Origin of the sequence: Bacillus cereus group sp. RP32 (assembly GCF_040459735.1) — a bacterium.
In the GTDB taxonomy this organism is placed as follows: Bacteria; Bacillota; Bacilli; order Bacillales; family Bacillaceae_G; genus Bacillus_A; species Bacillus_A wiedmannii.
This window is the reverse complement of sequence record NZ_JARVHO010000001.1, coordinates 1,107,700-1,121,041: the sequence shown is the minus strand read 5'-3', so window position 1 is coordinate 1,121,041 and position 13,342 is coordinate 1,107,700. Positions and strand designations below refer to the sequence as shown.

The following is a 13,342-nucleotide window of genomic DNA, read 5'->3' as shown; positions in this document are numbered from 1 at the left end:
TATGGAAGTTTCCCTCACTCCTCTTTTTTTTCGTTTTCTAAAAACGTCACTTGCTCAATTATTCCTTCAAGCAAAAGTTCTTCTGGAAGGATTGTTTTAATAATAAAGGATTGCCCTTTAATTAATAATTGACCGTGCTTTAATAACAATCTTACTTCTTTATCTGAAAACACTAATAAACCCCGATGATTCTCTATATAGATATGCACTTGCCCAACAAGCGTGATCCGAGGTAGATCCATTAGCACATCCACTGGCAGGTCTATTTGCTTTGTTAACCAATTCTTCATTTGTTCTAATTTTTTCATCTCAAAAGACCCCCTCTCATCCCATATGTATGAAAAAAGAGCTTGTAATATCACGTCCAAACTGAAAAAAAGCATAAAAAAACGTCTCATACGAAATGAGACGTTTTTTTATGCTAATAGCTGGATAACCAACTTATTCACAAGTGATCCGTCTGTTTTACCTTTTACTTTCGGCATAACAGCAGTCATCACCTTACCCATATCTGCTTTAGAAGTTGCACCAACTTCAGAAATAACTTGCTTAATTACATTCGCTAGTTCTTCTTCTGTTAATTGCTCCGGCAAATATGCGCTTAAAATCTGAATTTCACTTTGCAGTTTATTAACAAGGTCTTCACGACCAGCTTTTTTAAATTCAAGGAGGGAGTCCTTATACTGTTTTACTTCACGAGCTAAAACTGTTAATTCCTCTTCTTCAGTAAGAGTATGTTGCAGTTTAATACCTTCATTTTGTAAAGCAGCCTTAACCATACGAATAACGGTTAATTTTTCTTTTTGTTTATTCTTCATCGCTTGTTTCATATCATCGTTTAAACGACCGAGAAGACTCATCACTTACACCCTCTCTTAGAATTTACGCTTTCTTGCCGCTTCAGATTTCTTCTTACGTTTTACACTTGGTTTTTCATAAAACTCGCGCTTTCTTGCTTCAGCAAGTGTACCAGTTTTAGAAACCGATCTTTTAAAACGGCGAAGTGCATCCTCCAAAGACTCGTTTTTACGAACGACTGTTTTTGACATTCTCTTTCCCTCCCTCCGAAACATCACACTTACATACTAATTTCAGCATGCAAAAAGAAACCCTTCTTCAGCATGTCTTTTACGATTATAATACATTTTATCACTTCAGGTCAACTATTTGGCAGAATAAAAGAAGAATAGATGCCCTTTCCTGTTCAAAAGCTACGTAGATAGCTATTATCCTTTTCCCCTGAAGACAACTATATTTTTATCATTACATCTTTTTTAATGCAGGAATGTACGAAACAACTACTCATTCGACGTACCTGCCTTTTTCAGTACTTAACTTCTTCACGAAAAAAAGAAAGCATGCAAATCGTTTCCGTTTGCATGCTTTTTTTATCCCGCTATTTGCCGGGCAGTAAGACCCCCATCTCAAGATTCAGCACAAGCAAAGAACTTAGGTAGAAATCCGGCTGATAATTAGTGGGGAGGAACAAAAACCCTACTCATTAAAGTTTCATTTTATGCGCTTGCTGATTCTTTTTTTACATCATCTTCAAGAACACGAACAAATTGCGCTTCGTTATATGGATAACCAGCTTTCGTAATTTTCACTTTCACTAGCTTACCAATTAATTCTTCTGATCCTTCAAATACAATTTTTAAGTAGTTATCCGTATAGCCTACATATAACCCTTTACGGTCGCCCTCTTTAAATTGCTCTTCCGGAATGATTTCAAGCACTTCCCCTTCAAACTGTGACGCATACTCTTTCGCTAATTGGTTAGATAGTTCAATTAAACGATGAACACGATCATTCTTCACATCTTCAGGAACTTGATCTTCCATACGCGCTGCAGGTGTTCCTGTACGCTTTGAGTAAGGGAATACGTGTAACTCAGAGAAGCGATTCTCTTTAATGAAATTGTATGTTTCCATGAATTCTTCTTCTGTTTCACCTGGGAAACCAACAATTACATCCGATGTAATCGCAAGGCCTGGTAACGCTTCTTTCAATCGATCTAAACGCTCTTGGAAAAATTCCATCGTATACTTACGACGCATACGCTTTAATACAGTATTAGATCCAGATTGCAATGGAATGTGCAAGTGACGTACAACTACTTCAGACTTATCTAACACTTCAATTACTTCATCTGAAATCTGACTCGCTTCAATAGAAGAAATACGAAGACGTTTTAATCCGCCTACTTCCGCTTCCATATCACGAAGTAATCCAGCTAAGTTATAATCTTTAATATCTTCACCGTACCCACCTGTATGAATACCTGTTAATACGATTTCTTTATAACCTGCATCTACTAGTTGCTGCGCTTGTTTAATAACTTCTTTTCCATCACGAGAACGCATTAAACCACGTGCCCAAGGAATAATACAGAATGTACAGAAATTATTACAACCTTCTTGTATTTTTAAAGATGCACGTGTACGATCCGTGAAATAAGGTACATCCAGTTCTTCGTATACACGTGTTTTCATAATGTTGCGGACCGCATTAATTGGTTGACGCTCTTTGCGGAATTCTTCAATGTATCCTAACATCTTTTCACGATCCTGTGTACCAACTACAATATCTACACCTGGAATCGCCATAATTTCCGCTGGAGATGTTTGTGCATAACATCCCGTTACACAAATAACCGCATCCGGATTTTGACGAACAGCACGTCTAATAACTTGACGGCTTTTCTTATCCCCCGTATTCGTTACTGTACACGTATTAATAACATATACATCAGCTTTCTTTTCATATTCAGTTCTTTCATATCCACCTTGTTTAAACAATTGCCAAATGGCCTCTGTTTCATAGTGGTTTACTTTACAACCTAACGTATGGAACGCAACAGTTGACATTGATCATCACCCCATCAATTCAAAATGATACGAAGCAGCACTTAACGCATATAACGGCGCCGTTTCTGTTCTTAAAATTCTTGGTCCTAAACTACATGGTACAAATTTATGTTCACGAAGCGTAGTAATCTCTTCCTCCGCTAAACCACCTTCTGGTCCAAATACAATCAATAGTTTTTGGCCTGGTTTCATCGTCGTTAAAGCTTTAGCAAAATTGGATTTCTCACCTTGTTTCGCTTCCTCTTCGTACGCAACAAGACATACATCATACTCACTGCTCATTGAAAGCAATTGCTTAAATGATGCCGGAGCATGCACTTCTGGAATTTCGCTTCTATGCGATTGTTCCGCAGCTTCTTTCACAATTTTTCTTAAACGCTCAACTTTTTTATCAGCTTTTTTCGCATCCCATTTTACAATAGAGCGAGATGCTTGAAATGGTAAAAATGCGGCCGCCCCAAGCTCAGTTCCTTTTTGGAAAATTAACTCTAGCTTGTCTCCTTTTGGCAGTCCACTTGCAATCGTCACGAAAACAGGAAGTTCACTTGACGCCTCTACCCATTCTACAATAGCCGTATTAATAAATTCACTGGTAATTTCATCAATTGAACATACTGCTGTTTTTCCGTTTACACAGCAATAAATGTGATCACCAGCTGACATACGCATCACTCTTGCGATATGATGTACGTCATCACCTACAATGCGAATACTTGTCTCATTTACATATTTCTCTTCTACAAAATAACGTTGCATATAATCACCTTAGTAGAGTTTCGTTCCTTTCGTAAGTCAACACTTACGAAAAGAACGAAACGTTATCATTTTTTCATATAACAAACGGCAAGTCCCTCACCTTATAGTGAGAGACTCCCCTTTTCATTATAAACTAAAATCTATATTACGCATTTCGTGCAATAATTGCTACCCAATCTTCCATTCGTAATACTTCTTCAATTGTAAATCCAGCTTTTTCTAGCGCTTCAGAAATTATCTTTTCCTTCGCTGCAATAATGCCCGATGTAATAAATAATCCGCCCGACTTCACAACTCTTGCTGCATCCTCAGGGAATAAAAGAATAATTTCTGCTAATAAGTTAGCTACGATTAAATCAACAGGACCTTCAATACCTTCTAAAAGACTATTTTGCCCAACAGACACGATATCATCTGTTTTATTTAAACGTACATTCATTTCTGCACTTTCCACTGCAACCGGATCTAAATCATACGCTTGAACAGAAGAGGCACCTAATTTTGCCGCTGCAATACTAAGTACACCAGAACCTGTTCCTACATCAATGACAGTATCACCTGGCTGAACTGTTTTTTCTAAAGCACGAATACACATCGTTGTTGTCGGATGAGTTCCTGTCCCAAACGCCATACCTGGATCTAATTCAATAATTTTTTCTTCCGGAGAAGCTGGTGTATATTCTTCCCACGTCGGCACAATTGTGAATGTATCAGAAATTTGTACTGGATGGTAATATTTTTTCCAAGCAGTAGCCCAATCTTCTTCATTGACTTCGTTAACGGTAATATTTCCAGTACCAATTTCGATGTCGTAAGATGGAAGCATATCAATAGATGATTTTACACCCGCAATCGTTTCCTGTAAAGAATCCGTTTGTGGGAAATATGCTTTTATTAATACACCTTCCGCCGGATATTCATCTGGGTTCAATGCATAAATTTCACCATATTGTTGCTCGCGCTCTTTCGTCAACTCCGCTGGATCCTCAATCGCAACTCCACTAGCACCAGCTTCATGTAAAATATGAGAGACAGCTTCTACTGCTTCTTCTGTTGTATGAATACTAACTTCTGACCATTTCACAATTTACCAACTCCATTTTTCATTTCCATTATTCCCCTTTGAAAGCACGTTTAAGCTTTCCAAATAAACTATCATCCTGCTCTTCTTGTCCCGCAAATTCACGTAATAACTCTTTTTGATGTGAAGTTAATTTCGTCGGTACAACAACACGAACGACTACATATTGATCTCCTTGACCGTATCCACGTACGTTCGGAGCACCTTTTCCTTTTAAGCGGAATTCTGTTCCTGTTTGTGTTCCTGCTGGAATTTTTAGCTTCACTTTCCCATGAACAGTAGGAACTTCCACTTCAGCACCAAGTGCCATTTGCGCAAATGTTAATGGCATTTCACAAATAATGTGATCTCCTTCACGCTCAAAGAATTCATGATTTCTCACATGAACAACAACATATAAATCTCCTGCCGGTCCGCCATTTACGCCCGCTTCACCTTTTCCAGATACACGAATTTGTTGACCATTATCAATACCTGCTGGAATTTTAACATTGATTTTTTTACGTTTACGTACTTTACCAGAACCGTGACATGTCGTACATTTTTCTTTAATCATTTGACCAGTTCCTGAACAATGACCACAAGCTTGACGGTTTACGATACGACCAAATGGTGTATTTTGTTCTACACTTACTTGCCCTGATCCTGAACAATGTTTACATGTTTCTTTTGAAGTTCCTGGTTTCGCTCCGCTACCTTTACAAGTATCACATGGATCTTCTACTGGAATCTCAACATTTAATTCTTTACCAAAAATAGCTTCCTCAAACTCTAAAGTAACTTGATATTGTAAGTCAGCACCTTGACGCGGAGCATTTGGATCACGACGTCTACCGCCACCGCCGCCAAAGAACGAACTAAAGATATCTTCGAAACCGAAGCCACCGCCGAAGTCTCCTCCGCCGCCAAAGCCACCGAAACCTTGATTTGCACCAGCATGACCAAATTGATCATATTGCGCGCGCTTTTGATCGTCGCTTAATACTTCGTATGCTTCTTGTACTTCTTTAAACTTTTCAATTGCATTTTCTTCTTTACTTACGTCTGGATGGTATTTTTTAGCCAAACGACGATACGCTTTTTTTATTTCATCTTTTGAAGCACCCTGGCTAAGTCCAAGGACCTCATAATAGTCTCGTTTACTCATAAATTTACAACCCCCGAATCTTTCACATAAACGTAATTTTAACACCGAAAGAAAGTGCTTTGCAACAAAGTTTCCTCACTTACAGTATGCAAAGTAAAAAATTTAAGAACCTCACACTTTTCTTTTCATTCGTGAAAAAAGCCAAAGTCAAGGCACGCTTGACTTTGACTTTTTGTCATCTTACTTATTTATATTACTTATCTTCTTTTACTTCTTCGAACTCAGCGTCTACTACATTGTCTTTCTTCGCGCCAGCATCTTGTGCTCCTTGTGCACCTTCTGCTTGCCCTGCAGCTGCTTGAGCTTGCTCGTATAATTTAACAGTTAATTGTTGTACGATTTCTTGTAAAGCGTCTTTTTTCGCACGGATTTCCTCAAGCTCGTTCTTCTCGATCGCAGCTTGTAATGCTTCTTTCGCTTCTGTTGCTTTTGCAACTTCAGCCGCATCCACTTTACCTTCTAAATCTTTTACAACTTTATCCGTTTGGAATACAAGTTGGTCAGCTTCGTTACGAAGTTCAACTTCTTCCTTACGTTTTTGGTCAGCGTCAGCATTTGCTTCCGCTTCTTGTACCATACGATCTACTTCTTCATCAGAAAGACCTGAAGAAGATTGGATTGTAATAGTTTGCTCTTTGCTTGTTCCTAAGTCTTTTGCACGTACGTTAACGATACCGTTCGCATCAATATCGAATGTTACTTCGATTTGTGGAATACCACGTGGTGCTGGTGGAAGGTCTGTTAATTGGAAACGACCTAATGTTTTGTTGTCAGCTGACATTGGACGCTCACCTTGTAATACGTGAATGTCTACTGCCGGTTGGTTATCAGCAGCTGTTGAGAATACTTGTGACTTACTTGTTGGAATTGTAGTGTTACGCTCGATTAATTTCGTGAACACACCACCCATAGTTTCAATACCTAAAGAAAGTGGAGTTACGTCTAATAATAGTACGCCTTCTACATCACCAGTAAGTACGCCACCTTGAACTGCAGCACCTAATGCTACAACTTCATCAGGGTTTACACCTTTATATGGTTCTTTACCAGTTTCACGTTTAATAGCTTCTTGTACAGCTGGGATACGAGTAGATCCACCAACAAGGATAACTTTATCTAATTCGCTTGGAGCAAAACCAGCGTCTTTTAATGCACGACGAGTTGGCTCTAACGTTCTTTCAACAAGACCTGCTGAAATCTCTTCGAATTTCGCTCTTGTTAACGTTAATTCTAAGTGTAATGGACCAGCAGCTCCAGCACTAATGAATGGTAATGAAATTTGTGTTTGTGTTACGCCAGAAAGATCTTTTTTCGCTTTTTCAGCTGCATCTTTCAAACGTTGAAGTGCCATTTTATCTTGGCTTAAATCAATGTTATTTTCTTTTTTGAACTCAGCTACTAAGTGGTCAATAATAACTTGGTCAAAGTCATCTCCACCAAGACGGTTGTCACCAGCAGTTGAAATAACTTCGAATGTTCCATCTGCTAACTCAAGAATAGATACGTCAAATGTACCGCCACCTAAGTCATATACTAAGATTTTTTGCTCTTCATCTTGTTTTTCTAAACCGTAAGCAAGCGCTGCTGCTGTTGGTTCGTTAATGATACGCTCAACTTCTAAACCAGCGATACGACCAGCATCTTTTGTTGCTTGACGTTCTGCATCGTTGAAGTATGCAGGTACTGTAATAACAGCTTTCGTTACTGTTTCACCTAAGTATGCTTCAGCAGAAGCTTTTAAGTTTTGTAAAATGATTGCAGAAATTTCTTGAGGTGTATAATCTTTACCTTCAACTTCTACTTTGTAGTCTGTACCCATATGACGTTTAACAGACATGATTGTATTTGGGTTTGTAATTGCTTGACGCTTTGCAACTTCCCCAACTTGACGCTCTTCATTTTTGAAAGCTACAACAGAAGGTGTTGTACGGTTTCCTTCTGGATTTGGGATAACCTTTGGTTCTCCACCTTCCATAACAGCTACACAAGAGTTTGTTGTACCTAAGTCAATACCGATAATTTTACTCATGGCGAATCCTCCTACTTTTATGTAAATTATTGATTTACTTTTACCATTGATGGGCGAATCACACGGTCTTTTAGTTTATAACCTTTTTGGAATTCTTCAACTACCGCGTTTGATTCAAATTCACTATCTTCCACTTGCATAATAGCTTGGTGTTCATTAGGATCAAACTGTTTACCAACAGCTTCAATCGCTTCAACGCCTTCTTTAGTCAACGCTTCTAGCAATTGACGATGCACCATTTCCATACCTTGTAACAAGGATTTCGTTTGCTCATCAGTTGCTTCCACTTGCATCGCTCTTTCAAAATTATCAAGAGCTGGCAAAATATCTGAAACTAGACTTTGTGCTCTATATTTTTCAGCAGCCTGTTTATCCATTTGGACACGACGCTTATAATTTTCAAAATCAGCTTGTAGACGTAATGTGCGACCTTCCGTTTCCGTTAGCTTCGCTTGTAACTCATCTACTTTTTCTTGTAAAAGAGCAGCCTCACTTTTTTCTTCTACAGTTTTTTCACTGTTTTCTGTCGTGACAGCTTCTTCAACTTGCGCTTCTTTTACTTCTTCTACCACTTGTTCGTTACGCTCTTCCACAATATTCACCTCCTTAAAAGGTATTAGGTATTATGCTGAACACAATTCCTTAAGCATTATATATTACACACAGCAATGAAAATTTCATTACTTGAGCGAATGTATTACTCTCATTTACTTTTTAAGTCCATCAGTAAATTGTCTCGTAAATAACTGTAACAAACTAATTACCCGAGAGTATTGCATTCTTGTCGGACCTAAAATAGCAATTGTTCCAAGCTGTTCTTCTCCAATCGAATATGTTGCAGAAATTAAACTACAATCTTCCATGGCCGTCGCAGAGTTTTCCCTACCAATGTTCACTTGAATACCTACTTGTTTATGACGCAAAATGTCATAAAACTCGGCTTCATTATCAATCATCGTCAGCAAGGATCTTACTTTGTGAATGTCATGGAACTCTGGTTGCGAAAGCATATTTGCTTTGCCTCCAAAGTATATCTTTTCCGATAAAGGAACTTGAAATGTACCATCTAACATTTTTATTGCACTATCGTAATTATGAACATATCCACGTAAAACTGTAACAATCTCTTTAAAGATTTTGTTATGCAGTTCTGCCATTGGTACACCCGACAGCTTTTCATTTAAAATATTAACCATTTTTTCTAAATCTGATAAATCAACAGATTCCGGAACGGTAATCGTTTTGCTTTGTACATGCCCTGTATCCGTTACAATAATAGCGACTGCAGTTTGACGATCAAGCGGTACAATTTGTACGTTTTTAAGTTTATTTGTGCTTAACTTAGGTCCAAGAACAATGGCCGTATAATTCGTAAGCTCTGATAAAATTTGAGCCGATTGCTGTGCAATCTTTTCCGCTTCAAAAATTCTTTCAGCAAATAAATCTTTAATTTGTACAATTTCATCGTTCGGTAAGTTTTGCGGCGCTAAAAGATGGTCTACATAAAAACGATATCCTTTTTCAGAAGGAACACGTCCTGAAGAACTATGCGTTTTCTCAATAAATCCTAGTTCCTCTAAATCAGCCATTTCATTTCGAATAGTAGCTGAACTAAACGTAATTTCATCTTTCTTAGCCAACGTCCTCGACCCAACAGGTTGCGCTGATCCAATAAAGTCATCAATAATTGTTTGTAAAATTAAGAGCTGACGTTCCGTAAGCATCTCATCATCACCTCTGTTAGCACTCTTTGTCTTCGAGTGCTAAATCTATTAATAACTTACCAAAATTGACATTGAATTGTCAACGGAAACGTCACGAAATAATGAAACTTTTTCACGTTTATGGAACATTTAATTAGTCAATCAAAAATGATTGGAATACTTCATTCCCTAATAATTTTCCTTTTCGCGTTAAACGAACATATCCATCTTTCTCTTCAAGCAATCCTTGTTCTTGATTTTTTTGCAACTGCTTCGCGAAAACTTGATTCATCTCCATATTAAATTTCTTTTGAAACAATATTTTAGATACACCTTGTGTTTTTCGAAGTCCTAAGAATAACTCTTCTTCCATTCTTTCTTTCTCCGTCACCGCGTGAACATCTAAATATGGAAATCCAGTTTCATCGATTTCATTGAAATATTGCTTGAGCGGCCCTACATTTTGGATACGTTCTCCATTTACATAACTATGCGCTCCAGCTCCAAATCCATAATACTCCTCATTATTCCAGTATGTGAGATTGTGTCTACTTTCATTATCACCTTTTGAGAAATTGCTAATTTCATACTGGCTATAGCCGTGTTTCTCCATTTCATCCATTACCATTTCATACATTTTCGCTTCATGATCTTCACCTGGAAGTCTTAATTTCCCTTTATTCATTAAGTTATAAAACACAGTTTTCGGTTCCACAATTAATGAATATGCTGAGAAATGTTGTACACCAAGCGTAAAAGCAATGTCTAATGTTTCTTTTACATCTTCTATCGTCTGCCCTGGCAGAGCATAAATAATATCTACATTTATATTTTTAAAGCCCACTTCCTGCGCTTCTCTAATTGCTACAAATGCATCTTCCCTCGTATGCTTACGCCCAATTTTCTCAAGCAACTCATCCCGAAATGTTTGCACACCAAAACTAATTCGGTTCACTCCACCTTCTAGCAATACATTTAACTTCTCTTTTGGTAAATCACCTGGATTCGCTTCAAATGTTAATTCACAATTTGGGGCAAACGGACGTAAGCGACGGTTTATAATATCTAGTAACTTTTTTGTCTGTTCCATATTTAACGCTGTCGGAGTTCCTCCACCAACAAAAATCGTTTTCATACTATCAAACGGTACTTTTTGAACTGTATTTATTATTTCTTTCTCTAAATACTCTAAATATTGATCGACCGGTTGGCGTTCAATAAACACTTTATTAAAATCACAATAGTGACAAATATGCTGACAAAATGGAATATGAATATATGCAGCTTGAACCAAATATAACTCCTACCTTTCTAAAAAGAAAACCTCCGCACTCCGGAGGAATCTTCACTTCTCTAACGTATTACGAATTTGTTCCATTCGCATTTTTCCCCAATCATACATCATTTCAACGATCGGTAAAAGCGACATGCCTAATTCCGTCATATAATACTCTACTCGCGGAGGAATTTCTGGGTATACCGTTCGGTCAACAATCCCATCTTCCATTAACTCTTTTAATTGGTTCGACAAAACTTTATGAGAAATGCTTGGGAATAATCGTTGTAATTCACTAAAACGATGAGGCCCTTCCACACCAAGATGCCACAGTATCACAACTTTCCACTTCCCGCTAATAATAGAAAGCGTCAATTCCTTTTCACAATTAAAATTGCCATTTTGTATTTTTTCGTGAATATCTTTTCGAATATTTTCGGACATTAATAGTCTCCTAACTCTATATCAATCATTCATAAATATAGCCACCTCACTATTGTAAATGAGAGAAGCTACGTTGTCTAAAAAGTAATTATACATAAAAAAGAAGCCGTATAAACGACTTCTTTTTTATCCCAATCCGCATGAAATAACAATCCATTATTAGTTGTCATCCATTTTCAGTACAGCCATGAATGCTTCTTGCGGTACTTCTACAGAACCAACAGACTTCATACGTTTTTTACCTTCTTTTTGCTTATCAAGAAGTTTACGCTTACGAGAAATGTCACCACCGTAACATTTCGCAAGTACGTTTTTACGCATCGCCTTAATTGTAGAACGTGCTACAACCTTGTTTCCGATAGTCGCCTGAATTGGTACTTCGAACTGTTGTCTTGGAATTAATTCTTTTAATTTCTCTACGATTACTTTACCACGATCATACGCTGAATCACGGTGTACGATAAATGATAGCGCATCGACTTGTTCGTTATTTAAAAGAATATCCATTTTCACAAGTTTCGATGGTTTGTAACCAATTAACTCGTAGTCAAACGATGCATATCCTTTCGTATTTGATTTCAACTGATCGAAGAAGTCATATACGATTTCTGATAACGGGATTTCGTATGTTAGTGTAACACGTGTTTCATCTAAATATTGCATATCAATAAACGTTCCACGTTTACCTTGGCAAATTTCCATTACAGCTCCAACATAGTCATTCGGAACCATAATTGAAGCCTTCACAAACGGCTCTTCTACACGATCAATAGATTGTGGATCCGGCATATTAGATGGATTATCAACAATAACATCTTCACCGTTCGTTAAATAAACTTTATAAATAACACTTGGTGCTGTTGTAATTAAATCGATTTTAAATTCACGTTCAATACGTTCTTGAATGATTTCCATGTGAAGAAGTCCTAAGAAACCACAACGGAAACCAAATCCTAGCGCTTGAGATGTTTCTGGTTCAAACTCAAGAGCAGAATCGTTTAACTCTAATTTTTCTAACGCATCACGTAAGTCGTTGTAACGTGCAGAATCGATTGGATATAAACCACAGAATACCATCGGGTTTAATTTACGATAACCTGCTAACGCCTCTGCAGCCGGACGTTTTGCATGTGTGATTGTATCACCTACGCGTGTATCACCTACGTTTTTAATAGATGCTGCTAAGAAACCTACATCACCTACTGTTAACTCGTCACGTTGCGTTGTTTTCGGTGTAAACACACCTACTTCTGTTACTTCAAATTCTTTTCCAGTTGCCATCATACGTACTTTATCGCCAACTTTTACCGTTCCATTTACAACACGGATATATGCAATTACACCGCGGTACGGGTCATATAAAGAATCGAAAATCATACATTGTAAAGGCTCTTCTGAATCCCCTGTTGGAGCTGGTACCTTTTCAACGATTTGTTCTAAAATATCTTCAATACCAATACCAGCTTTCGCTGAAGCAAGTACAGCTTCCGATGCATCTAAACCAATTACATCTTCTACCTCTTGACGTACACGTTCTGGGTCCGCACTTGGTAAGTCGATCTTATTAATAACTGGTAATATTTCTAAATTATTATCAAGCGCTAAATATACGTTCGCTAATGTTTGCGCCTCAATCCCTTGTGCTGCATCCACAACAAGAATCGCACCTTCACAAGCCGCTAAACTACGAGATACTTCGTACGTAAAGTCGACGTGTCCTGGAGTATCGATTAAGTGAAGAATATACTCTTCACCGTCTTTCGCTTTATACGTTAGTTGTACTGCATTTAATTTAATTGTAATACCGCGCTCACGCTCTAAATCCATAGAGTCAAGCAATTGAGCTTTCATTTCACGTTGTGTTAACGCGTTTGTTTTCTCTAAAATACGGTCTGCTAACGTTGATTTTCCGTGGTCAATATGAGCAATGATAGAGAAATTACGGATTTTGGACTGTCTTTTTGCTCTTTCTTCTTTGTTCATCTATGTTCTCAACTCCTAATAGTCTCGCCAATATACACTAGCACTGATTATATCAA

The 13,342-nt window shown here is 37.7% G+C and carries 13 protein-coding genes; all 13 read right to left on the bottom strand.

All coding sequences use genetic code 11. The features are described from left to right. Window positions 1-14: 14 nt before the first annotated feature. Window positions 15-308: a sporulation protein YqfC gene (gene yqfC / locus QCI46_RS05785; protein WP_000732264.1), complete on the bottom strand. Its 294-nt coding sequence runs from the start codon at window positions 306-308 to the stop codon at window positions 15-17. A gap of 108 nt (window positions 309-416) precedes the next feature. Further along, window positions 417-860, bottom strand: coding sequence for a GatB/YqeY domain-containing protein (locus QCI46_RS05780; RefSeq protein WP_000054579.1), 444 nt, complete (start codon window positions 858-860; stop codon window positions 417-419). 15 nt (window positions 861-875) lie between these two features. Further along, window positions 876-1,049: a 30S ribosomal protein S21 gene (gene rpsU / locus QCI46_RS05775; RefSeq protein ID WP_000048061.1), complete on the bottom strand. Its 174-nt coding sequence runs from the start codon at window positions 1,047-1,049 to the stop codon at window positions 876-878. A gap of 465 nt (window positions 1,050-1,514) precedes the next feature. Further along, window positions 1,515-2,867, bottom strand: a complete 1,353-nt coding sequence (gene mtaB / locus QCI46_RS05770) for a tRNA (N(6)-L-threonylcarbamoyladenosine(37)-C(2))-methylthiotransferase MtaB (RefSeq protein ID WP_000108688.1) — start codon at window positions 2,865-2,867, stop codon at window positions 1,515-1,517. Between the two features lie 6 nt (window positions 2,868-2,873). After that, window positions 2,874-3,623, bottom strand: coding sequence for a 16S rRNA (uracil(1498)-N(3))-methyltransferase (locus tag QCI46_RS05765; RefSeq protein ID WP_353839776.1), 750 nt, complete (start codon window positions 3,621-3,623; stop codon window positions 2,874-2,876). Window positions 3,624-3,768: 145 nt separating this feature from the next. After that, the gene (gene prmA / locus QCI46_RS05760) at window positions 3,769-4,707 is read right to left on the bottom strand and encodes a 50S ribosomal protein L11 methyltransferase (RefSeq protein WP_000872122.1); all 939 of its coding nucleotides are present in this window, start codon (window positions 4,705-4,707) and stop codon (window positions 3,769-3,771) included. 28 nt (window positions 4,708-4,735) lie between these two features. Beyond that, window positions 4,736-5,851 (bottom strand): chaperone protein DnaJ, encoded by a 1,116-nt coding sequence (gene dnaJ, locus QCI46_RS05755; protein WP_000043954.1) that lies wholly within the window; start codon window positions 5,849-5,851, stop codon window positions 4,736-4,738. Window positions 5,852-6,044: 193 nt separating this feature from the next. Further along, window positions 6,045-7,880, bottom strand: a complete 1,836-nt coding sequence (dnaK, locus tag QCI46_RS05750) for a chaperone protein DnaK (protein WP_000034697.1) — start codon at window positions 7,878-7,880, stop codon at window positions 6,045-6,047. 26 nt (window positions 7,881-7,906) lie between these two features. Further along, a complete protein-coding gene (grpE, locus tag QCI46_RS05745; protein ID WP_000392716.1) occupies window positions 7,907-8,473 on the bottom strand; it encodes a nucleotide exchange factor GrpE in 567 nt (188 codons plus the stop codon). Window positions 8,474-8,587: 114 nt separating this feature from the next. Further along, window positions 8,588-9,604 carry a heat-inducible transcriptional repressor HrcA gene (gene hrcA / locus QCI46_RS05740; RefSeq protein WP_000954947.1) on the bottom strand — a complete coding sequence of 339 codons (1,017 nt, stop codon included), beginning with the start codon at window positions 9,602-9,604 and terminating at the stop codon, window positions 8,588-8,590. A gap of 133 nt (window positions 9,605-9,737) precedes the next feature. Then, complete coding sequence (gene hemW, locus QCI46_RS05735) at window positions 9,738-10,877, bottom strand: radical SAM family heme chaperone HemW (protein ID WP_353839775.1); 1,140 nt, start codon at window positions 10,875-10,877, stop codon at window positions 9,738-9,740. Between the two features lie 51 nt (window positions 10,878-10,928). After that, window positions 10,929-11,303, bottom strand: coding sequence for a winged helix-turn-helix transcriptional regulator (locus tag QCI46_RS05730; protein WP_001293536.1), 375 nt, complete (start codon window positions 11,301-11,303; stop codon window positions 10,929-10,931). Between the two features lie 159 nt (window positions 11,304-11,462). Further along, a complete protein-coding gene (gene lepA / locus QCI46_RS05725; protein ID WP_001030960.1) occupies window positions 11,463-13,286 on the bottom strand; it encodes an elongation factor 4 in 1,824 nt (607 codons plus the stop codon). Window positions 13,287-13,342 lie beyond the last annotated feature (56 nt).

Bases quoted from the DNA above. Each gene is read 5' to 3' on its own strand.
- yqfC (WP_000732264.1), bottom strand. From the start codon at position 308: ATGAAAAAATTAGAACAAATGAAGAATTGGTTAACAAAGCAAATAGAC.
- QCI46_RS05780 (WP_000054579.1), bottom strand. From the start codon at position 860: ATGAGTCTTCTCGGTCGTTTAAACGATGATATGAAACAAGCGATGAAG.
- rpsU (WP_000048061.1), bottom strand. From the start codon at position 1,049: ATGTCAAAAACAGTCGTTCGTAAAAACGAGTCTTTGGAGGATGCACTT.
- mtaB (WP_000108688.1), bottom strand. From the start codon at position 2,867: ATGTCAACTGTTGCGTTCCATACGTTAGGTTGTAAAGTAAACCACTAT.
- QCI46_RS05765 (WP_353839776.1), bottom strand. From the start codon at position 3,623: ATGCAACGTTATTTTGTAGAAGAGAAATATGTAAATGAGACAAGTATT.
- dnaJ (WP_000043954.1), bottom strand. From the start codon at position 5,851: ATGAGTAAACGAGACTATTATGAGGTCCTTGGACTTAGCCAGGGTGCT.
- dnaK (WP_000034697.1), bottom strand. From the start codon at position 7,880: ATGAGTAAAATTATCGGTATTGACTTAGGTACAACAAACTCTTGTGTA.
- hrcA (WP_000954947.1), bottom strand. From the start codon at position 9,604: ATGCTTACGGAACGTCAGCTCTTAATTTTACAAACAATTATTGATGAC.
- QCI46_RS05730 (WP_001293536.1), bottom strand. From the start codon at position 11,303: ATGTCCGAAAATATTCGAAAAGATATTCACGAAAAAATACAAAATGGC.
- lepA (WP_001030960.1), bottom strand. From the start codon at position 13,286: ATGAACAAAGAAGAAAGAGCAAAAAGACAGTCCAAAATCCGTAATTTC.